This is a genomic window from Pseudomonas sp., from assembly GCF_032058845.1.
Taxonomy (GTDB): domain Bacteria; phylum Pseudomonadota; class Gammaproteobacteria; order Pseudomonadales; family Pseudomonadaceae; genus Aquipseudomonas.
In genome coordinates this window covers 1-22,331 of record NZ_DAMCCR010000007.1, presented here as the reverse complement: position 1 = coordinate 22,331, position 22,331 = coordinate 1, and the positions used below count along the sequence as shown (strand labels likewise).

Annotated in this window: 16 protein-coding genes and 2 pseudogenes; 13 read left to right on the top strand and 5 right to left on the bottom strand. The window is 64.0% G+C overall.

The genetic code is table 11. The features are described 5' to 3' along the window. Positions 1 to 128: 128 nt before the first annotated feature. Positions 129 to 1,451, top strand: a complete 1,323-nt coding sequence (locus tag RT028_RS02615; protein WP_312932148.1) for a S41 family peptidase — start codon at positions 129 to 131, stop codon at positions 1,449 to 1,451. A 7-nt stretch (positions 1,452 to 1,458) separates the two neighbouring features. Beyond that, a complete protein-coding gene (locus RT028_RS02610) occupies positions 1,459 to 2,232 on the top strand; it encodes a divergent polysaccharide deacetylase family protein (RefSeq protein ID WP_312932146.1) in 774 nt (257 codons plus the stop codon). A gap of 423 nt (positions 2,233 to 2,655) precedes the next feature. On the opposite strand, the gene RT028_RS02605 is transcribed toward RT028_RS02610, so the two are convergent. Beyond that, entirely contained in the window at positions 2,656 to 4,659 is a 2,004-nt protein-coding gene (locus RT028_RS02605) for a BCCT family transporter (RefSeq protein WP_409567142.1), read from the bottom strand. 422 nt (positions 4,660 to 5,081) lie between these two features. On the opposite strand from RT028_RS02605, the gene betI reads away from it, so the two are divergent. The 3 genes from betI to betA all read left to right on the top strand — a co-directional run bounded on the left by betI (position 5,082) and on the right by betA (position 9,241). After that, positions 5,082 to 5,777 carry a transcriptional regulator BetI gene (betI, locus tag RT028_RS02600; RefSeq protein WP_312932144.1) on the top strand — a complete coding sequence of 232 codons (696 nt, stop codon included), beginning with the start codon at positions 5,082 to 5,084 and terminating at the stop codon, positions 5,775 to 5,777. A gap of 30 nt (positions 5,778 to 5,807) precedes the next feature. Beyond that, positions 5,808 to 7,280, top strand: a complete 1,473-nt coding sequence (gene betB / locus RT028_RS02595) for a betaine-aldehyde dehydrogenase (protein ID WP_312932142.1) — start codon at positions 5,808 to 5,810, stop codon at positions 7,278 to 7,280. A gap of 269 nt (positions 7,281 to 7,549) precedes the next feature. Beyond that, entirely contained in the window at positions 7,550 to 9,241 is a 1,692-nt protein-coding gene (gene betA, locus RT028_RS02590; protein WP_312932140.1) for a choline dehydrogenase, read from the top strand. 314 nt (positions 9,242 to 9,555) lie between these two features. Here betA and RT028_RS02585 read toward each other — a convergent pair whose 3' ends face one another. Next, positions 9,556 to 11,613, bottom strand: coding sequence for a dermonecrotic toxin domain-containing protein (locus tag RT028_RS02585; RefSeq protein ID WP_312932121.1), 2,058 nt, complete (start codon positions 11,611 to 11,613; stop codon positions 9,556 to 9,558). Positions 11,614 to 11,785: 172 nt separating this feature from the next. Here RT028_RS02585 and RT028_RS02580 point away from each other — a divergent pair, with 172 nt between their 5' ends. The 4 genes and pseudogenes from RT028_RS02580 to RT028_RS02565 all read left to right on the top strand — a co-directional run. Next, positions 11,786 to 13,528, top strand: coding sequence for a potassium/proton antiporter (locus tag RT028_RS02580; protein ID WP_312932119.1), 1,743 nt, complete (start codon positions 11,786 to 11,788; stop codon positions 13,526 to 13,528). Positions 13,529 to 13,556: 28 nt separating this feature from the next. Further along, positions 13,557 to 16,859, top strand: a pseudogene (mscK, locus tag RT028_RS02575) (mechanosensitive channel MscK). A 60-nt stretch (positions 16,860 to 16,919) separates the two neighbouring features. Continuing rightward, a complete protein-coding gene (gene selO, locus RT028_RS02570) occupies positions 16,920 to 18,380 on the top strand; it encodes a protein adenylyltransferase SelO (protein ID WP_312932117.1) in 1,461 nt (486 codons plus the stop codon). 92 nt (positions 18,381 to 18,472) lie between these two features. Continuing rightward, positions 18,473 to 18,571 (top strand): annotated as a pseudogene (locus RT028_RS02565) (thioredoxin TrxC); the annotation flags it as partial. Positions 18,572 to 18,597: 26 nt separating this feature from the next. Here the strand turns inward: RT028_RS02565 and RT028_RS02560 are convergent. The 3 genes from RT028_RS02560 to RT028_RS02550 form a co-directional block, all read right to left on the bottom strand. Continuing rightward, positions 18,598 to 18,954 (bottom strand): transcriptional regulator, encoded by a 357-nt coding sequence (locus tag RT028_RS02560; RefSeq protein ID WP_312932115.1) that lies wholly within the window; start codon positions 18,952 to 18,954, stop codon positions 18,598 to 18,600. Next, complete coding sequence (locus tag RT028_RS02555) at positions 18,944 to 19,252, bottom strand: type II toxin-antitoxin system HigB family toxin (protein WP_312932113.1); 309 nt, start codon at positions 19,250 to 19,252, stop codon at positions 18,944 to 18,946. Before RT028_RS02555 ends, RT028_RS02560 begins: the two co-directional genes overlap by 11 nt. A 69-nt stretch (positions 19,253 to 19,321) precedes the next feature. Continuing rightward, complete coding sequence (locus RT028_RS02550) at positions 19,322 to 20,092, bottom strand: ParA family protein (RefSeq protein WP_312932111.1); 771 nt, start codon at positions 20,090 to 20,092, stop codon at positions 19,322 to 19,324. Between the two features lie 315 nt (positions 20,093 to 20,407). On the opposite strand from RT028_RS02550, the gene RT028_RS02545 reads away from it, so the two are divergent. The 4 genes from RT028_RS02545 to RT028_RS02530 form a co-directional block, all read left to right on the top strand. After that, positions 20,408 to 21,130 carry a beta-ketoacyl synthase chain length factor gene (locus RT028_RS02545; RefSeq protein WP_312932110.1) on the top strand — a complete coding sequence of 241 codons (723 nt, stop codon included), beginning with the start codon at positions 20,408 to 20,410 and terminating at the stop codon, positions 21,128 to 21,130. After that, complete coding sequence (locus tag RT028_RS02540; RefSeq protein WP_312932108.1) at positions 21,106 to 21,924, top strand: lysophospholipid acyltransferase family protein; 819 nt, start codon at positions 21,106 to 21,108, stop codon at positions 21,922 to 21,924. Before RT028_RS02545 ends, RT028_RS02540 begins: the two co-directional genes overlap by 25 nt. Further along, positions 21,893 to 22,165: a phosphopantetheine-binding protein gene (locus RT028_RS02535; RefSeq protein WP_312932106.1), complete on the top strand. Its 273-nt coding sequence runs from the start codon at positions 21,893 to 21,895 to the stop codon at positions 22,163 to 22,165. Before RT028_RS02540 ends, RT028_RS02535 begins: the two co-directional genes overlap by 32 nt. Before the next feature lie 9 nt (positions 22,166 to 22,174). Beyond that, positions 22,175 to 22,331 (top strand): acyl carrier protein (locus RT028_RS02530; RefSeq protein WP_312932240.1); only part of this gene is annotated, 157 nt, incomplete at its 3' end.

Here is a 22,331-nt window from a genome sequence, read left to right as displayed (position 1 = left end):
CCCGCCGATCCATCGCAATGGTGTCGCGGTTAAGCGCAGGTGCGTCTATACGCTGTGGCGCTGTCAATGGCTGCACCGAGGCTCCGTTTCGGAGCGTCACAAGGATCAGGATCAGGAGTTCGCTAGACATGCTGCACTTGCCCCGCCTCACCCAGTTGGCCCTGACCATTGCCCTGGTCGCCGCCGCACCCCTGGCTTCTGCCGCGCAGCCCGCCAAGGCGGCTGCGGCGCCGGCCACGGAAGTGACGGCCAACGCGCCGCTGCCGCTGGACGAGCTGCGCACGTTCGCCGAGGTGATGGACCGCATCAAGGCAGCCTACGTCGAACCTGTCGATGACAAGACCCTGCTGGAAAACGCCATCAAGGGCATGCTCAGCAATCTCGACCCGCACTCGGCCTATCTGGGCCCGGAAGACTTTCAAGAGCTGCAGGAAAGCACCAGCGGCGAATTCGGCGGCCTGGGCATCGAAGTGGGCATGGACGACGGCTTCGTCAAGGTGGTCTCGCCCATTGACGACACCCCCGCCTCGCGCGCCGGCATCCAGGCCGGTGACCTGATTCTCAAGATCAACGGCGCGCCGACGCGCGGCCAGAGCATGTCCGAAGCCGTGGACAAGATGCGCGGCAAGATCGGCCAGAAAATCACCCTGACCCTGGTGCGTGACGGCGGCAACCCGTTCGACGTGACCCTCGCCCGTGCCGTGATCCAGGTCAAGAGCGTGAAGAGCCAGCTGCTGGAAAGCGGCTACGGCTATATCCGCATCACCCAGTTCCAGGTCAAGACCGGCGAAGAAGTCGGCAAGGCCCTGGCCAAGCTGCGCAAGGACAACGGCAAGAAGCTGCAAGGCCTGGTGCTCGACCTGCGCAACAACCCGGGCGGTGTGCTGCAGTCGGCTGTGGAAGTGGCCGACCACTTCCTGACCAAGGGCCTGATCGTCTACACCAAGGGCCGCATCGCCAATTCCGAACTGCGTTTCTCGGCAGACCCGGCGGATGCCAGCGAGGGCGTGCCGCTGGTGGTGCTGATCAACGGCGGCAGCGCCTCGGCTTCGGAAATCGTTGCCGGCGCCCTGCAAGACCAGAAGCGCGGCGTGCTCATGGGCACCGACAGCTTCGGCAAAGGTTCGGTGCAGACCGTGCTGCCGCTGAACAACGACCGCGCGCTGAAGCTCACCACCGCGCTGTACTACACGCCCAACGGCCGTTCGATCCAGGCCCAGGGCATCGTGCCGGACATCGAAGTGCGCTCGGGCAAGCTGACCGCCGACGACGACAGCGAAAGCCTCAAGGAAGCCGACCTCAAGGGCCACCTGGGCAACGGCAACGGTGGCGCTGAACGCCCGACCGTAGCCACTGCCCGCGCCGGCAAGGATCGCCCGCAGGATGGCGACTTCCAGTTGAGCCAGGCCCTGAGCCTGCTCAAAGGGCTGAACGTCACCAAGCGCAACTGACGGGCCCATGCGTTTTCTGCCCGCTGCCCTGTTCTGCCTGCTGGCCGGCGCCGCTTCTGCGGCGTCGGCCCAGCCGCCCAAAGCCTACCTCAGCCTGATCATCGACGACCTCGGGCAAAACACCGAGCGCGACAGCCGTACCCTGGCACTGCCTGGCCCGGTGACGCTGGCGATCATGCCCGACACCCCCCACGCCAGCGATTTCGCCCGCCAGGCCCACAAGGCCGGCAAGACGGTGATCCTGCACATGCCCATGGACCCGGCCACCGGCCCTTACGCCTGGCACCCGGACGTGCCGCTGCCGACCCTGGCCGAACGCCTGGACGCCGCGCTGAAGAAAGTGCCCTTCGCCGCCGGCCTGAACAACCACATGGGCAGCCGCATGACCTCGCAGCCGGCACCCATGGCCTGGCTGATGGGCGAACTGCAGCGACGCAACCTGTTCTTCGTCGACAGCCGTACCAGCGCCGCCACGGTCGCAGCGGCCAAGGCCCAGGACATTGGCCTGGCGCATGTGTCGCGGGATGTGTTTCTGGATGATGTGCGCACACCCGAAGCCATTGCCGGACAGCTGCAGCTGGCCGTGCAGATGGCGCGCAAGCAGGGCTCGGTGGTGATGATCGGCCACCCTTATCCCCAAACCCTGGCGGTCCTGGAGCAGCAGATGCCCCGGCTCAAGCGCCAGGGCATCGAGTGGATTCCACTCGTGCAGATGATCGCCGAACGCAGCAATCAGGCAATGCCAGGACACGGCAGCCACGGCCGCTATCGCAATCGCTGAAGCCACATCAGCCCTGAACCGGCTTTGAGGACGGCCCGGCAGATCGGGGCCGCTTGGTGGGAGGCGAGCCGACCGCCCAGGCACCCTCAACGGATGCCTGAGCGCTATTCGCCCTCGTTGGATCGGTAGCATTTGGGGCTGCTTTGCAGCCCATCGCGGCAATCCGGCGCGCCGGACCGGCCGCTCCTACAGTTGCGTTGTGTCGACCAAAGCGAGAACTCGTGCGCAGTAGGAGCGGCTTTAGCCGCGATGGCCGGCGCAGCCGGCCCCCTTCACGCACCGCGCATTGGCAGGGGAATCGTGATGGTAGCCTTGGGGCGGCTTTGCCGCCCATCGCGGCTGACCGGAGCGCCGGACCGGCCGCTCCTACATGGAGCACGTTTGGTTGCGAGGTGCCGTCCCGACCAAGACCGCAGGCAACCTTCAGCTATAGACCCGGCCCAGCACCTGGCGGTGACTCTCGAACTGATCGAGCACATCACGCACGATCTGCTCGGGCGCAAAGCCCATCAGGTCGTATTCCTGGCTGCCATCGTGCAAGTACACCTCGGCGCGGTAGAAGCGCTGGCGCACCTCGGCTTCACCTTCGACCGGCGCTTCGCTCGGCGCCGCCAGATAGCCATCCAGGCTGACTTCGTAGACGAAGGGGTTGCCCTCCTCCATCAGAACCCGCAGGCCCATCATGTTGCGTGACTGGCCCAGGCGGCTTTCCACCTCGTAACCCTGCGCACGCAACTGTTCGGCGGCTTCACGCAGGGCTGGGCTGACGTGCTTGTCCATGAAACGCTGGACCACGGCCTGGGTCGGTTCCAGTTCCAGCTGGCTCAAGCGCTCACTGAAGCCGCGTCGACCACGGGCGGCCAGTTCGGCGCGCTCGAGCTCGGTGGCCATGTCCTGTTTCATGGCCTTGTGCAGGCCGAACATGAACAGCACCAGCACCACCGAGAACGGCAGTCCGGCCAGCACCACCATGGTCTGCATCGCTTCGAAGTTGCCCGCCAGCAGCAGGCCGATGGTGACCAGAGTGATGATCACCGACCAGAACACCACCATCCAGTGCGGCGCGTCTTCATCGACCTTGCCGCCTTTGCACGACAGGTTGGCCATCATCACCGCACCGGAGTCAGCCGGGGTGAGGAACAGCACGAAGCCGACGAAGATGGCCACGCCGATGACGATTTTCGCTGCCGGGAAGTATTCCAGCAGCTGGTAGATCGACATCGACGGCTGCTCGACGGCGGTCTTGCCCAGCTCCACGGCGCCATGGTTCAACACCAGGTCCAGCGCGGTGTTGCCGAAGATCGACAGCCAGGCCAGGGTGAAGCCCAGCGGGATCAGCAGTACGCCGCACACCAGCTGGCGCACGGTCCGGCCCTTGGAGATGCGCGCAATGAACATGCCCACGAACGGGCCCCAGGAAATCCACCAGGCCCAATAGAACACGGTCCACAGGCCCAGCCAACGCTCGGAGGTGTTGCCGTCGCCTTCGTACACGTACAGGTCGAAGGTCTTCAGCACGAAGCCGTTGAGGTAGTCGCCGACGTTCTGCACCAGGCCGTTGAGCAGGTGCAGCGTCTCGCCGCCCAGCAGCACGAAGATCAGCAGGCCGCTGAACAGGCAGATGTTCAGGTTCGACAGGCGCCGAATGCCGTTCTCCACACCCGACACGGCCGCCACGGTGGCGACGGCCGCCATGGTCAGGATCACCACCAGCAGGTTGGTCTTGCTGTGGTCCATGCCGAACAGGTATTCCAGGCCCGAGGCCACCTGCATCGAGCCGATGCCAAGGTTGGTCACCAGGCCCAGCAGGGTCACGAACATGCCGAAGATGTCCACGGCATTGCCGCCCGCGCCCTTCACCCAGCGTTCACCCACCAGCGGGTACAACGCCGAGCGCAGCGCCAACGGCTGGTTGTGACGGTAGGCGAAATAGCCCACGGCCAGACCGACCAGGGCGTAGATCGCCCAGCCGTGCAGGCCCCAGTGCAGGAAGGTCAGTTGCAGGCCCTGGCGCGCGGCAGCCAGGCTGGCTGGCGTGCCTTCCGGCGGATTGAAATAGTGGTCCAGCGGCTCGGATGCACCGAAGTACAGCAGCGAAATACCGATGCCTGAGGAAAACAGCATGCCGGCCCAGGCGCCGTAGCTGAAATCGGGGGTGTCGTCCTTGCCGCCCAGCTTGAGCGTGCCGAACCTGGAAAACGCCAGGTAGATGACAAACACCAGGTAGCTGCCGATGACCAGCATGTAGTACCAGCCGAAGGTGCGCGTCAGCCAGGACTGGGCAACGCCCAGCACACGGCCAGCGGTTTCGGGTACTGCGATCAACAGGGCAGTCAGAACGAGGATCAACAGCGCCGAGGTGTAGAACACCGCGCGATTGACCCGGACCCTCTCAGCGGGGGCTTGGGTAAGGGAGGCAGAACTCATTGCACGAAGGCTCCAGGGAGTGCGGCAGTGGAGGCTAATCAGTTTATTCCCGAGCAATTGGTGCAATAGCCCTACTGCTTCAGGTGTTATAAAAGCCCCTTGGAAACCGTGATCCCGAATAGAATCGTTGCAAAAAAACCAGGCTCAACCTCCACTCCGAAGGCTTGCCGCGCGCTTGAAGACCGCCCGGCGGAAACTTGATCCTGCACCGTTCTGACCCGTCAACGCCTTGTATTCCGGGGGTTACACGATTTCCTGAGGTTTTGATCTGCGCCCCTGTAAACCGCTGAAAAGCTGTCAAGGGTACAAATTGTCGCAGAGCTTATTCTTTATTGATTGAACGTTCAATCAAAACAAAATAGACTGGTCTTCGCCGAGTCAGACGCCTGTCGCCTGCTCGCCGAGCCTGAGGAGAAAGCACGATGCCCAAGGTCGGTATGCAACCCATTCGCCGTCAGCAGTTGATCGAAGCCACGCTGCAAGCGGTCGATCAAGTAGGCCTGGGAGATGCCAGCATTGCGCTGATTGCCCGTCTGGCCGGGGTGTCGAACGGCATCATCAGTCACTACTTTCGGGACAAGAACGGCCTGATCGTCGCGACCATGAGCTACATCATGAGCATGCTGAGCGAAGGCGTGACCGCGCGGCGCCAGGCACTGACGGACACCAGCCCTCGTGCCCAGCTGCAGGTGATCATCGAAGGCAACTTCGACGCCAGTCAGGTCAACGGCCCGGCAATGAAAACCTGGTTGGCCTTCTGGGCCTCGAGCATGCACCAGCCGTCCTTGCACAGGTTGCAGCGGATCAACGACCACCGCTTGTATTCCAACCTGTGCTGCCAGTTCCGCCGCGCTCTGCCGCTCGATCAAGCACGCAGCGCCGCTCGCGGCCTGGCAGCGTTGATCGACGGGCTATGGCTGCGCGGAGCGCTGTCCAGCGATGCCTTCGATACCGACCAGGCAATACGCATCGCTTACGAATACATGGATCTACAACTGGCTAAGCAGCAACACCGGGGCAGCGATGCCCATGCCTGCGAAGCGGATGCTTCCAAGGCGCATGTTTCTGAACAACCGCGCGTGACCACTGCCCAACCGGCACAGGCGCGACGCGCATAGCCAAACCCAAACTGCACTTGCGAGGACACTATGGCCCGTTTCGGAACGCAAAAACTCTACATCGACGGTGGTTACGTGGACGCCAGCTCCGGCGCCACCTTTGACGCCATCAACCCGGCGAACGGCGAAGTGCTCGCCCACGTGCAGCGTGCCAACGAAGCTGACGTCGAGAAAGCCGTGGCCAGTGCCACGCGTGGCCAGAAAGTCTGGGCGGCCATGACCGCCATGCAGCGCTCGCGTATCCTGCGCCGCGCCGTGGACATCCTGCGCGAGCGCAACGATGAACTGGCCATGCTGGAAACCCTCGACACCGGCAAGTCCTACTCCGAAACCCGCTACGTCGACATCGTCACCGGCGCTGACGTGCTGGAGTACTACGCAGGCCTGGCGACCGCCATCGAAGGCGAGCAGATTCCGCTGCGCGAATCGTCCTTCGTCTACACCCGTCGCGAACCGCTGGGCGTCACCGCCGGCATCGGCGCGTGGAACTACCCGATCCAGATCGCCCTGTGGAAATCCGCGCCAGCCCTGGCTGCCGGCAACGCGATGATCTTCAAGCCGTCGGAAGTCACCTCGCTGACCACCCTGAAACTGGCCGAGATCTACACCGAAGCCGGCGTGCCAGCCGGCGTGTTCAACGTGCTGACCGGCAGCGGCCGTGATGTTGGTGGCCTGCTCACCGAGCACCCAGGCATCGAGAAGATCTCCTTTACCGGCGGCACCACCACCGGCAAGAAGGTCATGGCCAGCGCTTCGAGCTCTTCGCTCAAGGAAGTGACCATGGAACTGGGCGGCAAGTCGCCGCTGATCATCTGTGAAGACGCGGACCTCGACCGTGCCGCCGACATCGCCATGATGGCCAACTTCTACAGCTCTGGTCAGGTCTGCACCAACGGCACCCGTGTGTTCATCCCGGCGTCGCTCAAGCAGGCCTTCGAAGCCAAGATCCTCGAGCGCGTTGCGCGCATCCGCATCGGCAACCCTGAAGACGACAACACCAACTTCGGCCCGCTGGTCAGCTTCGCCCACATGGAAAGCGTGCTCGGCTATATCGCCAAGGGTAAAGAGCAAGGCGCACGCCTGCTGTGCGGCGGTGAGCGTCTGCAAGACGGCGACCTGGCCAAGGGCGCCTTCGTGGCCCCGACCGTGTTCACCGACTGCCGCGACGACATGACCATCGTCCAGGAAGAAATCTTCGGCCCGGTCATGAGCATCCTCAGCTACGAGACCGAAGAAGAAGCGATCCGCCGCGCCAACGACACCGATTACGGCCTGGCCGCCGGCGTCTGCACCAACGACCTGACCCGCGCCCACCGCATCATCCACCAGCTCGAGGCCGGCATCTGCTGGATCAACGCCTGGGGCGAGTCGGCAGCGGAAATGCCGGTCGGCGGCTACAAGCAATCGGGCGTGGGCCGCGAGAACGGCATCAGCTCGCTGGCGCAGTACACCCGCATCAAGTCGGTACAGGTCGAGCTGGGCGATTACGCGTCGGTGTTCTGACCGTTCGCCCACTGCACGCACGCGTCGGCGGCGTATGGCCGCCGACCTTTGCAGCGCGTACAGCACCGTTGGCATTCGGTGGCTGTCGGTCAGCGCAGGCCGGTGCCTGAGGCGCCGCGTCTGACGATCGAAGGCATCGAACCCGCGCCGAGGCGCGCCGCTCAAAGCCTGCAACCTGCCTGATCCTTAATTCTGGCGCGAGCTTCACGCCGCTTCCACGGGAAGCCTGAAGCGCGAGGCTCGCCACTGCTTCCGGAGGAAGCTTTCCCATGGAATACGACTACATCATCGTCGGTGCCGGCTCGGCCGGTAACACCCTTGCCACCCGCCTGACCGAAGACGCCAGCGTCAGCGTACTGCTGCTCGAAGCCGGTGGCCCTGACTACCGCCTCGACTTCCGCACCCAGATGCCCGCGGCCCTCGCCTTCCCGCTGCAAGGCCGTCGCTACAACTGGGCGTACGAAACCGATCCAGAGCCGCACATGGACAACCGCCGCATGGAATGTGGTCGCGGCAAAGGCCTGGGTGGCTCGTCCTTGATCAACGGCATGTGCTACATCCGTGGTAACGCCCTGGACTTCGATGGCTGGGCCAAGCTGCCCGGCCTGGAAGAGTGGACGTACCTCGACTGCCTGCCGTACTTCCGCAAGGCCGAAACCCGCGACATCGGCCCGAACGACTACCACGGCGGCGACGGTCCGGTGAGCGTGGCCACGCCCAAGGCCGGCAACAACCCGCTGTTCAACGCCATGGTCGAAGCCGGCGTGCAAGCCGGCTACCCGCGCACCGACGACCTCAACGGCTACCAGCAGGAAGGCTTCGGCCCGATGGACCGTTCGGTGACCAAGAACGGCCGTCGTTCAAGCACCGCGCGCGGTTACCTCGACCAGGCCAAGAAGCGTTCCAACCTGACCATCGTCACCCACGCCCTGAGCGACCGCATTCTGTTCGACGGCAAGCGTGCCGTGGGTGTGACCTACCTGCACGGCGACAGCGAAGAGCGCATCGAAGTGCGGGCCCGCAAGGAAGTGATCGTCAGCTCCGGCGCCATCGCTTCGCCGCAACTGCTGCAACGTTCCGGCGTCGGTGCCCGTGCGCTGCTGGAAAGCCTCGACATTCCTGTGGTGCACGACCTGCCGGGCGTTGGCGAGAACCTGCAGGACCACCTCGAGCTGTACCTGCAATACGCCTGCACCCAGCCGGTATCGCTGTACCCGTCCCTGCTGTGGTGGAACCAGCCGGCCATTGGTGCCGAATGGCTGTTCAACGGCACCGGCATCGGCGCCAGCAACCAGTTCGAAGCTGGCGGTTTCATCCGCAGCCGTCCTGAGTTCGAGTGGCCGAACATCCAGTACCACTTCCTCCCGGTGGCGATCAATTACAACGGCTCCAAGGGTGTTCAGGAACATGGCTTCCAGGCGCACATGGGCTCGATGCGTTCGCCGAGCCGCGGTCGTGTACACGTGAAGTCCAAGGACCCACGCCAGCACCCGAGCATTCTGTTCAACTACATGGCCACCGAGCAGGACTGGCAGGAATTCCGCGATGGCATCCGCCTGACCCGCGAAATCATGGCCCAGCCGGCACTCGACGCCTACCGCGGTCGCGAGATCAGCCCAGGCGCGCACGTGCAGACGGACGAGCAGCTCGACCAGTTCATCCGTGAACACGCCGAGACCGCCTACCACCCGTCCTGCTCGTGCAAGATGGGCGAAGACGACATGGCCGTGGTCGACAATCAGGGTCGCGTGCATGGCATGCAGGGCCTGCGCGTTGTGGATGCGTCGATCATGCCGATCATCATCACCGGCAACCTCAACGCCACCACGATCATGATCGCCGAGAAAATCGCCGACAAGATCCGCAACCGCGCTCCGCTGCCGCGCAGCACCGCTGGCTACCACGTGGCCAACGGCGCACCGGTCAAAGGCGCACCGATGCGTGAGGTTCAGCAGGGCTGAACGCTGTAAAAAGGGGCCGCTTTGCGGCCCGTTGCGGCTGACCGGCGCTCCGGACCGGCCGCTCCTACCCAGATGGCTTACGCCTTTCAAAAAGACGCCGTCTGATTCAGCACCTGTTGGAGCGGCTTCAGCCGCGATCGGCTGCGCAGCAGCCCCAATGGCTGCAAACGCGGTTTGTCCAACTGTACGCGGCGCCTGAATCAGACCGGCTACGCCGGCCAATGCGGCAGGCGTGTCATGATCCTGGGCCGAAATAACCCCAGAGCAGCTGGTCCCCACTACCCGCCTCAGCTGCAGCGCAGCCCTTTGCCCCATCAGGTCGGCAGCGCAAAGAAACTGCGCATCAGCGCGTCATCCTCGATGCCCAGTCGCTCAGCCAACACCTGGCGATCAAACGGCGCGCCAGTGCGCATGTCACGCGCCCTCAGGCCCTCAGGCGCCTGTGCCAGCCCCTTCAAACGCACCTCGGTGAACCGATAGGTCGCGCCCTGCACGGCGCGAACCTGCTCAACCTGCAGATACCGCCCCGGCATCATCAAGGATTCTGCTTCATCCGGCCGTCTCGAGAAGAGCCCGATGGGTGTTGCCTGCACGTGCTCACCCGGCTCCAGCACGTACACCACGGCACTGTCATCGAACGCCGACCTGCCGCTGACCTGTACCCGTGGCTCATTGAACACCTCCCACAAGGCGTAGGGGTTTTCCGTGAACGAGGTGAAGTCGCTGGTGACCAGCACATCCCCTGCACTGAGCGCGCCCTCTCCCAGCGTGGTGATCCCCGAGCCACGGAGGCTGGAGGCCGCCCGGTACAAGCGCACCGGGCCGGCAGCACCGACCTGCTGCAGAGCGTGGGCCAGTTGCTGGCTGCGGCGGACGTTGTCGGCGACAGTGCCGTCCAAGGGCAGGCCGCGCCAAAGGTGGTTGTAACGCTCAGGCGCACTGGTGTAGTCAGCGATGGCGGCCGAACCGAGGCCGAGTTCGTCGCGGTACACCGCATAGGGCTCGCCGAACGCATCGAGATACGCACCGCCGGCATCGACCGCCGAGTGATCGACCCACGGCACCTCGCCCATCAGCACCTGCTGGCGGGCCAGGGCCTGATCGGACCGGGCCAGCAGTTCGTCGGCCGCCGGCGCCATATAGCGTGCCCAGTCAATGGATGTCTCATCGGTTGGCGCCGGGCCCGCCACCCGTGGCGGCACACGGCCCTCGGCGAACAATTCCCCGGCACGCATCATGGCTGCGTCGAGCAGGATGAACAGCAGGTCCAGCACCACGGCCCACCAGGCTGCCGAGCGCCAGGCGGCCTTGCCCGTCAGGGCACGGTCCAGGTGCAAGCCGAGGCTGGCGACGCCCAGCCCGAGCGACGTCAGGAGCACGGGCCAGCCCAGCGGCGCCATCGGCGCAATCACCAGGCTGGCGGCCTGCACCCCGGCCAGCCAGTCGGCCTTGCGCAATTGAGCGTTGGTCGTGAGACGCTCGTGGGCGTCGCTGAGCAGATCGCTCATCAGCCCGTCGCGCACATGGACGAACAGGTCGCCCACGACCGCCTGGGTGTGGCTGGCGTCAGCGGTGCCCGCCAGCGATACCGCAAGTGCCTGGCGGTCGCTGAAGACCTCGAGGCCAACGTCTGAATCGATCGAGTACAGGCACAGCCTGCCCGTCTTGAACGCGCGCATGAACAGCGGCTGAGCCCGTTGCGGCGTGGTGGACAGGCGGTACCAGCCAGTGCGGTGCGTTGGCGGGCAGCCTTGGCGCAATGCGCTCAGGCTGGTGGGCTGGCGGGCTTGTGTGGGCGACGTGGGCGGTATGGACACGGCCAGGGTAGCGGCCAGCAACTCGCGCCGCTCAGGCGCGCTCAACGCGCTGCGTGCCACCGCAGCCAGAAAGCGCGCACGGGCCCAGACGCAGTAATCCTCGCCACCCTGGGTGCGAAAGCGTTGCAGCACTTGAGCATAGCGCCCGGAAAAGTCCAGATCCCACAGCGCCTGCAACACCTGCTGCGGGTTGAGCCGCACCTCGTTGCGCTCGTCGTACTCGGCATGGCTGGCATCGACCCGGTAAAAGCCGCCGTACACGCTCAACGCGTCTGCAGCGCTTTGCTGCTGAGGGCTGAAGCGCTGAATGACCAGCTCGGTCAGGGTCAGTGATCGGCGTGGCGGCCCCCGATGGCGCCAGCCGGTGTAGCTCAGCGAACTGCTGGCAGCCGACTCGAATTCGTGCCAGTACAGCCGATCCGGATCGAGCCAGTAGCCCAGTTGACGCTGCAGCAAGTGGCCCGCAGCCTCACGGGCCAGTCGGTGCAGGTCGGGAAACTGCCCGAGCAGGCGCTGGACAATCTGGGCAAGGGGCAGGTTTTCGTTTGAATTCATGTCGATGGGTCGCCTGAGTGTGGGGGGCACCACTACAACCGCACCGCTTAGGAACCATTCGGTATCACTTTACAGCCCGCATCGGCATCGGGTTAGAATCGATTGGCACGCGACCTGCTAGCAAAATGCCAACGGTCCGCTTTTTCCCCGCTACACGCTGGAGTACCCGCCTTTGGATGCAAGCACCATCAACAGCCTGTTCTTGATCGGCGCTTTGCTGGTGGGTGCAAGCATTCTCGTCAGTTCGTTGTCGTCGCGCCTGGGCATCCCGATTCTGGTCATCATCCTGGCAGTGGGCATGGTCGCCGGCGTCGATGGCGGCGGCATCATCTTCAACAACTACCCCACCGCCTACCTGGTAGGTAACCTGGCCCTGGCCGTGATTCTGCTCGACGGCGGCTTGCGCACCCGGGTGGCGAGCTTCCGCGTAGCCTTGTGGCCGGCGCTGTCGCTGGCCACGGTCGGGGTGCTGATCACCACGGCGCTGACCGGCATGGTCGCCGCCTGGCTGTTCGACCTGAGCCTGATCCAGGGCCTGCTGATCGGCGCCATCGTCGGCTCCACCGACGCTGCGGCGGTCTTCTCGCTGCTTGGCGGCAAGGGCCTGAACGAACGGGTCACGGCAACGCTGGAAATCGAATCGGGCAGCAACGACCCCATGGCGGTGTTCCTCACCGTGACCCTGATCGAGATGATCGCCAGCAACCAGACCGGCCTGCACTGGAGCCTGCTCGGCCACCTGATTCGTGAATTCGGTATCGGCGGCCTGCTGGGCCTGGGCGGCGGCTGGCTGATGCTGCAGGCGGTCAACCGCATCCACCTGGCCAGCGCTTTGTACCCGATCCTGGTCATCGCTGGCGGCCTGGTGGTCTTCTCCCTGACCAACGCCCTGCACGGCAGCGGCTTCCTGGCGGTGTACCTGTGCGGCCTGGTGCTGGGCAACCGGCCGATCCGCAGCCGCCACGGCATTCTGCATATGCTCGACGGCATGGCCTGGCTGGCGCAGATCGGCATGTTCCTGGTGCTGGGCCTGCTGGTCACCCCGCATGACCTGCTGCCCATCGCCGTACCGGCCCTGGGCCTGGCACTGTGGATGATCGTGATCGCCCGACCGCTGTCGGTGTTCGTCGCGCTGCTGCCGTTCAAGGCCTTCCATGACCGGGAAAAAGGCTTCATTTCCTGGGTGGGCCTGCGTGGCGCGGTGCCGATCATTCTGGCGGTGTTCCCGCTGATGGCCGGGCTGCCGCAGGCGCAGCTGTTCTTCAACCTGGCATTCTTCATCGTGCTGATCTCGCTGGTGGTGCAAGGCACCAGCCTGCCGTGGATGGCCAAGCTGCTGAAAGTGACCGTGCCGCCCGATCCGGCACCGATTTCCCGTTCCGCACTCGAGGTGCACATCACCAGCGAGTGGGAGATGTTCGTGTATCGCCTGGGCGAGGAAAAGTGGTGCATCGGCGCCGCCCTGCGCGAGCTGAAGATGCCCGAAGGCACGCGCATCGCCGCGCTGTTCCGTGGCCAGCAACTGCTGCACCCCTCGGGCAGCACCGTGTTGCAGGTGGACGACATGCTGTGCGTAATCGGCCACGAACACGACCTGCCGGCGCTCGGCAAGCTGTTCAGCCAGGCGCCGCACCGTGGCCTGGACCTGCGCTTCTTCGGCGATTTCGTCCTCGAAGGCGACGCCGAGCTGGGCGCGGTGGCGTCCTTGTACGGCCTGCAACTCGACGGCCTGGACAGCAAGATGCCGCTGGCGCAGTTCATCCGGCAGAAGGTCGGTGGCGCGCCCGTGGTCGGTGACCAGATCGAATGGCACAGCACCTTGTGGACCATTGCGGTGATGGAGGGGAACAAGATCATGAAAGTCGGCGTCAAATTCCCCGAAGGGGCCCGACCTGGCCCTGGGTTATTCCTCTAACCGTCCCGGTTTCTCAAGAATTCTGCCTATGTTCCTGCGCGCATTTCGCACGGCCCTGCTCGGGCTGTGCCTGCTTCTTCCCGTTGCCGTGATGGCCGCCGACGCGCCCAGCACCGACAGCGTTCAACAAAGCCTCGACAAGATTGCCGACCGCAAGCTGCCCGAGGCTGACCAGAAAGCCTTGCAACAGTTGCTGGAGAAGACGCTCTCCTGGCTCGACAGCCGCGACGACAGCCAGGAGAAGCTCGAGGCCCTGCGCACTCAGCTGGCCGAGGCGCCAAAGGAAATCAACGACAGCCAGCAGGCCCTGAACCAGCTCAAGGCCAGCACCGCCACGGCCGTGGCGCAGCGCTACGGCAAGCAGGATGTGGCCCAGCTCGAACAACTGCTCAGCGAGCGCAGCACCGAGCAAGGCGACCTGCAAAAGGCGCTGTCCGAAGCCAACAGCCTGATCATCAATTCGCAGACCCGACCCGAGCGCGCGCAGGCCGAGATCAGCAACAGCCAGAGCCGCACCCAGCAGATCAACAGCATCCTCAAGCTGGGCAAGGACAACGGCAAGACCCTCAGCACCGACCAGCGCAACCAGCTCAATGCCGAGCTCGCCTCGCTCAACGCCCTGACCCAGCTGCGCCGCCGCGAACTGGCCGGCAATGGCCTGTTGCAAGACCTCGGCAACGCCCGGCACGACCTGCTGATCGAAAAGGCCACGCGCCTGGAGCAGGAAATCCAGGATCTGCAGACCCTGATCAACGACAAGCGCCTGGCCCAGTCGCAGCAGACCGTCACCCAACAATCGCTGGAAGCGCAGAAGGCCGGCGGCAGCACGTTGCTGGCCAGTGAAAGCGCCGCCAACCTCAAACTCTCGGACTACCTGCTGCGCAGCACCGACCGCCTCAACGAGCTGACCCAGCAGAACCTGCGCGCCAAGCAGCAGCTCGACAGCGTGACCCAGGCCGACCAGGCCCTGGACGAGCAGATCAACGTGCTCAAGGGCAGCCTGCTGCTGTCCAAGATCCTCTACAAGCAGAAGCAGGCCTTGCCGCACCTGAAACTCGACCGCGACCTGGCCGACCAGATCGCCGACATCCGCCTGTACCAGTTCGAGGTGAACCAGCAGCGTGAGCAGATGAGCACGCCGGGCGCCTACGTCGAGAAACTCCTGGCCAGCCAGCCTCAGCAAGACGTCACCCCGACCTTGCGCAAGGCCCTGCTGGAAGTGGCCATTACCCGCAGCGACCTGCTGGAGCGGCTCAATCGCGAGCTGTCGTCGCTGCTCAATGAATCGATCACCTTGCAGCTGAACCAGAAGCAACTGTTCAGCACCGCGCAAAACCTGCGTACCACCCTCGAAGAGCAGATGTTCTGGATTCCCAGCAACAAGGCGCTGGACTGGGAATGGCTGCGCTACGCCCCTGAAGGCCTGATCGATCAGGTGCGCGGGCTCCCCTGGTCATCCGGCGTCACCGAGCTGGCCGACGGCCTGGGCCAGCACCCGGTGCTGTTCGTGCCCTTGCTGCTGGTGATCGGTGGCCTGCTGTGGCGGCGGCGGTATCTGTACGAGCGGCTGAACAAGGTCCACCTGGACATCGGCCACTTCAAGCGCGACAGCCAGTGGCATACGCCCCAGGCGATCCTCATCAATATCCTCCTGGCCATGCCGGTCAGCCTGGGCCTGGCGCTGTGCAGCTACGCCTTGCAGATCGACGCCCGCGGGCAGAACGCCAACCTGGGCGCCGCCCTGTGACAACTGGCCCAGGCCTGGCTGGTGTTCTACACCGCGTACCGCATCCTTTCACCGGGCGGGGTGGCCGAGGTGCATTTCCGTTGGTACAAGCCGCAGGTGCAGTTCCTGCGCGGCTGGGTGCGGCGGCTGGGCACCGTGGTGCTGGCCTTGGTCGGGGTGGTGGCGGTCGCCGAGCACCAGCCCTCGGCACTGGCCGATGACGTGTTCGGCATCGTCGTGGTACTCGCCTGCTACGCCCTGATGGCGTTGCTGCTCAGCCGTCTGCTGATCAGCAGCCCGGCCCACCAGGCCACCTCCCTGTTCCGCAAGGCGGTCGGGGTGGCCTTCACCGCGCTGCCGATCGCCCTGTTCGTGGCGGTGTGCTTTGGCTACTACTACACCGCGCTGAAACTCACCGACCGGCTGATCTACACCCTGTACCTGCTGCTGTTCTGGCTGGTGATCGAGGCGGCGTTCATGCGCGGGCTGTCGGTCGCGGCGCGGCGCCTGGCGTATCAGCGCGCCATCAGCAAGCGTCAGGCCACCAAGGAAGGGCTCGACGGCGAGGTGATCATCGAAGAACCGACGCTGGACATCGAACAGGTCAACCAGCAGTCGCTGCGCCTGATTCGCCTGGCCTTGCTCGGCGGGTTCATCGCCGGGCTGTACTGGGTATGGTCGGACCTGCTCAGCGTGTTCTCCTACCTCAACAACTTCACTCTCTACGAATACAGCAGCGGCGCGGGTGCTGCCGCGAGCATGGTGCCGATCAGCCTGGGCGACCTGCTCGGCGCCTTGGTGATCGCCGGCATCACCGTGGCCTTTGCCAGCAACCTCCCGGGCCTGCTGGAAGTGCTGGTGCTGTCGCGCCTGAACCTGGCCCAGGGCAGCGCCTACGCCATCACCACGTTGCTGTCCTATGTGATCGTCGGGGTCGGTATCGTCAGCACCCTGGCCACCCTCGGGGTGAGCTGGGACAAGCTGCAGTGGCTGGTCGCGGCGCTGTCACTGGGGCTTGGCTTCGGCATGCAGGAGATCTTCGCCAACTTCATCTCCGGCATCATGATCCTCTTCGAGCGCCCGGTGCGCATCGGCGACACCATCACCATCGGCAACCTCTCGGGCACGGTGAGCAAGATCCGCATCCGCGCCACCACCATCACCGACTTCGACCGCAAGGACATCATCGTCCCGAACAAGACCTTCATCACCGGGCAGTTGATCAACTGGTCGCTGACCGACACCATCACCCGCGTCACGCTCAAGCTCGGCATCGATTACGGCTCGGACCTGGAGCTGGTGCGCGAGCTGCTGCTCAAGGCCGCCGACGAGAACCCTCGGGTGCTCAAGGACCCGGAGCCGCTGGTGTATTTCCTCAACTTCGGCGAAACCCTGGAGCACGAGCTGCGCATGCACGTGCGTGATCTGGGCGACCGCAACCCGACGCTCGATGAGGTCAACCGCTGGATCGACCGGGCCTTCAAGGAGCACGGCATCAAGATCTCCGTGCGCCAGGTGGAGGTGTTCCTGATGGATGCCAAGGGCGGCAAGCAACAGATGATCGGTGTCGATCCGCGCAAGCCCGATGGCACGATGCCGGACTGATTGGACTCACACAGGGACCGACGCCAGAATGGCCGCCGCTCACACCTTTGGAGAAGCCGCGTGAAATCCCTCGATCAACTCAGCTTCGATACCCGCTTCGCCCGCCTGGGCGATGCGTTTTCCGTGCAAGTGCTGCCCGACCCGATCGCCGAGCCACGTCTGGTCGTCGCCAGCCCGTCGGCCATGGCGCTGCTCGACCTGGACCCGGCGATCGCCGAACAACCGCTGTTCGCCGAGCTGTTCAGCGGGCACAAGCTGTGGGATCAGGCCGATCCGCGGGCGATGGTGTATTCGGGGCATCAGTTCGGCGGCTATACCCCGCGTCTGGGTGATGGCCGGGGGCTGCTGCTGGGCGAGGTGATCAACGACGCAGGCGAGCACTGGGACCTGCACCTCAAGGGTGCCGGGCAGACGCCGTTCTCGCGCATGGGCGATGGCCGCGCGGTGCTGCGCTCGTCGATTCGCGAGTTTCTCGGGTCGGAGGCGCTGCATGCGCTTGGCATTCCCAGCAGCCGGGCGCTGTGCGTGATCGGCTCGAGCACGGTGGTCTGGCGCGAAGCCCAGGAGCGGGCGGCCATGCTGCTGCGGGTGGCGCAAAGCCATGTGCGCTTCGGGCATTTCGAATATTTCTACTACACCAAGCAACCCGAACAGGCGCAGCAGTTGCTCGACTTCGTGCTGCAGGCGTATTACCCCGAATGCCAGCAAGCCGAGGTGCCGTACCTCGCGATGTTCCGCAGCATCGTCGAGCGCAACGCCGAGTTGCTCGCCCATTGGCAGGCCTACGGCTTCTGCCATGGGGTGATGAACACTGACAACATGTCGATCCTGGGCATCACCTTCGACTTCGGGCCCTATGCGTTTCTGGATGATTTCGACGCCAATTTCATCTGCAACCACTCCGATGACCGCGGCCGCTACAGCTACAGCAACCAGGTACCCATCGCCCACTGGAACCTCAGCGCACTGGCCCAGGCGCTGACGCCATTCGTTGAGGTGGACGCGTTGAAAGACGTGTTGAACCTGTTCCTGCCGCTGTACCAGGCGCACTACCTCGACCTGATGCGTCGTCGCCTGGGCCTGACCGTGGCGGAGGACGACGACATGGCGCTGGTCGAACAACTGCTGCAGTGCATGCAACGCGGTGGAGTGGACTACACGCTGTTCTTCCGTCACCTCGGCGACCAGCCGATAGACGCTGCACTGAACGTGGTACGCGATGATTTCATCGACCTGGCGGCCTTCGATCAGTGGAGCGAGGCCTACCGCGCCCGCTGCGCACGCGAGCCGGGCAATGACCAAGGACGGCGCGAACGCATGCATGCGGTGAATCCGCTGTACATCCTGCGCAATTATCTGGCGCAACAGGCCATCGAGGCCGCAGAAGCCGGGGATTACAGCAAAGTGCGTGAGCTGCACCAGGTGCTCAGCCGGCCGTTCGAGGAGCAGGCCGGCATGCAGGCATACGCTCAACGGCCACCGGAGTGGGGCAAGCATCTGGAGATCAGCTGTTCGTCGTAAGGTGCCCGGCGACGGCTGTTTGGCGTGTTGATCGGGCAAGGTTCATGTTGTCGGTAACGCGATCCTCTATGAGTAACGGCCTCTCGTGAGGAAGCGCGGTCCTGAGCAGGAACGGCCGCGAAGTGGCGCGTCAGGCGGGGGCGTTTCCGTTGCAGGCGTTGCTGCAGTGGCTGGGGGGTGAAGGCGTGTGAGTGGCGCTGAGAAATGCGGTCTAGCGTTAGACCCCAGCCAACAGAGACTCATAGGGGATGCGAAGCCCTTCATGCAAACGCTTGATCATGCTCAAACTCAGGCTTCGCTTGCGATTCATGACCTCTGACACTCTTCCACTGGGGCCAATGAAGCGCTCGAGGTCCCGAGGCGTCAGACCTTGATGCTCCATGCAAAATCTGATGGCTTCGATCGGATCAGCAGGCGGAATCGGATAGTGCTTGGACTCATACACTTCGATCAGCGTTACCAGCACCTCCATCTCGTCAGCTTCGGGCGTTTCTGGCTCAGCCTGGAAAATCACGTCCAGTCGCTGAAATGCTCTCTGCAGGTCATCGTCCGTGCGAATGGGCTTAACATTCATTGATTGTCTCCACGTCTATTTGGTCATAGCGCTTGTGAGTACCGATGAATTTCACCCAAGCGATACCTGCTCGGTAATGCATCTCCACGACAAGCCGATACTTGTTCCCGGCGATATTGAATACCACCCGATTACTCCCACAGATGCTGGCATTTCCAATCTGAGCCTTCAGCTCCTGGGGCGTTGACCATTGGGCCTTGAGTACCATGTCATGCCAGCTTTGCAATGGGGCGAAAGCATCTTCATATCCCGGGGTATTGCAGAATTTCAACAACGTACTTTTTGCTATGACCCGCATCCAGCACTATCTCCCGTTTTGGGAGATGGTAGTTGCGATCTGGCGCCTATGCAAGCCCTCGACACTCAATCACCCATTACGCTCCAACACATCATGCAACGCCACGAACTGCTGGCTCAGCTTGTGCTTGGGGTCCAGGTGGACCAGCGGCAGGTTGGCATGGTGCGATTCGCGCATCTTCACCGAGCTGGCCAGGTACACCGGCAGCACCGGCAGCCCATCGGCGATCAGTTCATCGAGCATCTGCTGGGGCAGGCTGGCGCGGGACTGGAACTGGTTGACCACGATACCCTCGACCGTCAGTTCCGGGTTGTGGTCTTCCTTGAGCTCTTCGATTTCTGCCAGCAGGCCATACAGCGCCTGGCGCGAGAAGCTGTCGCAGTCGAACGGGATCAGCACGCGCTGGGCGGCGATCAATGCGGAAACGGCGTAGAAGTTCAGCGCCGGCGGGGTGTCGATGTAGATGCGCTCGTAGTCTTCGTTAAGCACGTCCAGCAGTTTGCGCAGCTTGTTGATCTTGTGCTTGGCCTCGAGCTTTGGCTGCAGGTCGGCCAGCTCTGCCGTGGCGGTGATCAGGTGCAGGTTGTCGAAGGGGGTCTGGTAGATGTCGACCTTGTTCTTCTTCGCCATGCCGTTGGACAGGCTCTGCTTGAAGAACTCGGCGATGCCCGTGGGGATGTCATCCCCGGTGAGGCCGGTGAGGTACTGGGTGGAGTTGGCCTGGGCGTCGAGGTCGATCAGCAGGGTTCGATAGCCCTCATGAGCACTCACTGCCGCCAGGTTGCAGGCGATGCTCGACTTGCCGACACCGCCTTTCTGATTGAACACCACACGCCGCATGGAAACCCCTCCAACTGTCAACGAAGGACCGAGTATGTGGTCGGCTGTGTTGCATTACCAGTGTCGCTACGGGAGAACAGTTCGTTGCAGCAAGCCCTCTAGTGCGCCATTTATCGGAAATACCTGACAAAAGCTTCATCATTTCGCACTTGTCGCCCGCCCAATTGTCTGATGGCGACCATGTAACCAATGTTTGCTAGACACCTCCGTCAGCGGGATAATGCGCGCCACTCATCACAGCGCCAGCCCAGCCAGGTCGTTGCTCAGAGTCATCCCCACGGCAAGGACGTCCCTCAGGCGGGAAATACATACATCGTGATTACCTTCGATATCAGCCAATGGCGTGCCTGGGCTCCCGGCCTGCAGACGCCTGAACAGTGGCAGCGCTGGGCGGTGCACGCAGAGGCGCCTGTGCACGCCGACGCGGCGCCGGACGTGGCCTTCCTGCCAGCCCTGCAACGGCGCCGCCTCAGCCACCTGGCGCGCATGGCGTTCGCCGTGGGCTGGCCCTTGGCCGAGGGGCACGCTGCCTTGCCGCTGGTGTTCGTTTCGCGCCACGGGGAAACCCCACGAACGTTCTCGATTCTCTGTGAACTGGCCGAGCGACAGCCGCTGTCGCCGACCCAGTTCAGCCTGTCGGTGCACAATGCGATCATCGGCCTGTGGTCGATCCTGCGGGGGGAAACCAGCGAGATGACCGCCCTGGCCGCTGCCGGCGATGGCTTCGAGCAGGGCCTGCTGGAGGCGGCCGGCCTGCTGCATGACGGCGCCCCTGCGGTGTTGCTGATCGTTGCCGAAGAACAACCGCCTGAAGCCTACCGTCCGCGTATCACCGATGTGCCGTTCGCCTACGCCATGGGCCTGCTGATCACGCCGGGCGAGCAGTGGCAGTTGAGCCTGGGTGGTAACCAACAGCCCAGCCCCAGCGACACCGACCTGCCCCACGCCCTGCGCTGGCTGCGCGCCCACCTCAGCGATCGACAGCACTTCACCCACGCCTGGAAGCAGCGCGCATGGTCCTGGCAGCGCCAATCATGAGTACCCGGCGCCACGCGTACCACTGGCGGCTGGTGGCCACTGCCCTGAGCTTCCTGCTGTTCGGCCTGGGCGGGCTGTGCCTGCGCGTGCTGGTATTTCCGCTACTGGCCTGCCTGCCTGGCGACCCCGAGCGCCGTCGTCAGCGAGCGCGGCAGACCATCGGCTGGCTGTTCTGGCGCTTCGTGCGGTTCATGCGTGGCAGCGGCGTGCTGACCTACCAGCTCGACGGCATCGAGCGCCTCGGCCGCCCGGGGCAGATGATCATCGCCAATCACCCGTCCTTGATCGACGTGGTGTTCCTGCTCGGCCTGGTGCGCCAGGCCAACTGCGTGGTCAAGCACAGCCTGTTCAGCAATCCCTTCACCCGCGCACCGCTGCGCGAAGCGCAGTACATCCGCAACGACGGCAGCCTGGAAATGCTCGACGCCGCTGTGGCCGCGCTGCAGCACGGCCAGTCGCTGATCATCTTCCCCGAAGGCACGCGCACCCCGCCTGGCCAGACCCCCAATTTCCACCGCGGCGCGGCGGCCATTGCGCTGCGCGGGGCAACGGTAATCACCCCGGTGACCATCACCGTCAGTCCCACCACCCTGACCAAGAACGAACCCTGGTATCGCATTCCGCACTCGCGGGTGCAGTTCACCCTGCGCGTGGGCGCCGACATCGATCCGCAGGCGTTCGCCGCCCTCGGCCCGGCGCCGCAGGCGTCGCGCAAACTCAACGACTTTCTGCACCAGCACTACATCAAGGAGCTCGCCGCCTATGAGCGAAGCACAGCAAGACCTCAACCGTGACCTCAAACAATTGATCATCGACGCGTTGGGCCTGGAAGACATCAGCGTGCACGACATCGACGATCAGCAGACCCTGTTCGGCGAAGGCCTGGGCCTGGACTCGGTGGATGCACTGGAACTCGGCCTGGCTGTGCAGAAGCGCTATGGCATCAAGATCGATGCCGACGCCAAGGACACCCGCAACCATTTCGCCAACGTCGCCAGCCTGGCGGCGTTCGTCAACGCCCGTCTGGCCGTCTGAGACCGCATCATGCAAACCCGTGAAGACATCTTCAATACCCTGCGCGAGGCCCTGGTCGAGCTGTTCGAACTGGACCCGGCACGCATCAGCCTGGACGCCAACCTGTACCAGGACCTGGAAATCGACAGCATCGACGCCGTCGACCTGATCGACCACATCAAGCGCC

What these genes read in the sequence shown, in the direction of transcription:
- RT028_RS02610 (WP_312932146.1), top strand. Translation starts at nt 1,459, where the DNA reads ATGCGTTTTCTGCCCGCTGCCCTGTTCTGCCTGCTGGCCGGCGCCGCT.
- betA (WP_312932140.1), top strand. Translation starts at nt 7,550, where the DNA reads ATGGAATACGACTACATCATCGTCGGTGCCGGCTCGGCCGGTAACACC.
- RT028_RS02615 (WP_312932148.1), top strand. Translation starts at nt 129, where the DNA reads ATGCTGCACTTGCCCCGCCTCACCCAGTTGGCCCTGACCATTGCCCTG.
- RT028_RS02535 (WP_312932106.1), top strand. Translation starts at nt 21,893, where the DNA reads ATGAGCGAAGCACAGCAAGACCTCAACCGTGACCTCAAACAATTGATC.
- RT028_RS02605 (WP_409567142.1), bottom strand. Translation starts at nt 4,659, where the DNA reads ATGAGTTCTGCCTCCCTTACCCAAGCCCCCGCTGAGAGGGTCCGGGTC.
- betI (WP_312932144.1), top strand. Translation starts at nt 5,082, where the DNA reads ATGCCCAAGGTCGGTATGCAACCCATTCGCCGTCAGCAGTTGATCGAA.
- RT028_RS02560 (WP_312932115.1), bottom strand. Translation starts at nt 18,954, where the DNA reads ATGAATGTTAAGCCCATTCGCACGGACGATGACCTGCAGAGAGCATTT.
- betB (WP_312932142.1), top strand. Translation starts at nt 5,808, where the DNA reads ATGGCCCGTTTCGGAACGCAAAAACTCTACATCGACGGTGGTTACGTG.
- RT028_RS02540 (WP_312932108.1), top strand. Translation starts at nt 21,106, where the DNA reads ATGGTCCTGGCAGCGCCAATCATGAGTACCCGGCGCCACGCGTACCAC.
- RT028_RS02585 (WP_312932121.1), bottom strand. Translation starts at nt 11,613, where the DNA reads ATGAATTCAAACGAAAACCTGCCCCTTGCCCAGATTGTCCAGCGCCTG.
- RT028_RS02555 (WP_312932113.1), bottom strand. Translation starts at nt 19,252, where the DNA reads ATGCGGGTCATAGCAAAAAGTACGTTGTTGAAATTCTGCAATACCCCG.
- RT028_RS02550 (WP_312932111.1), bottom strand. Translation starts at nt 20,092, where the DNA reads ATGCGGCGTGTGGTGTTCAATCAGAAAGGCGGTGTCGGCAAGTCGAGC.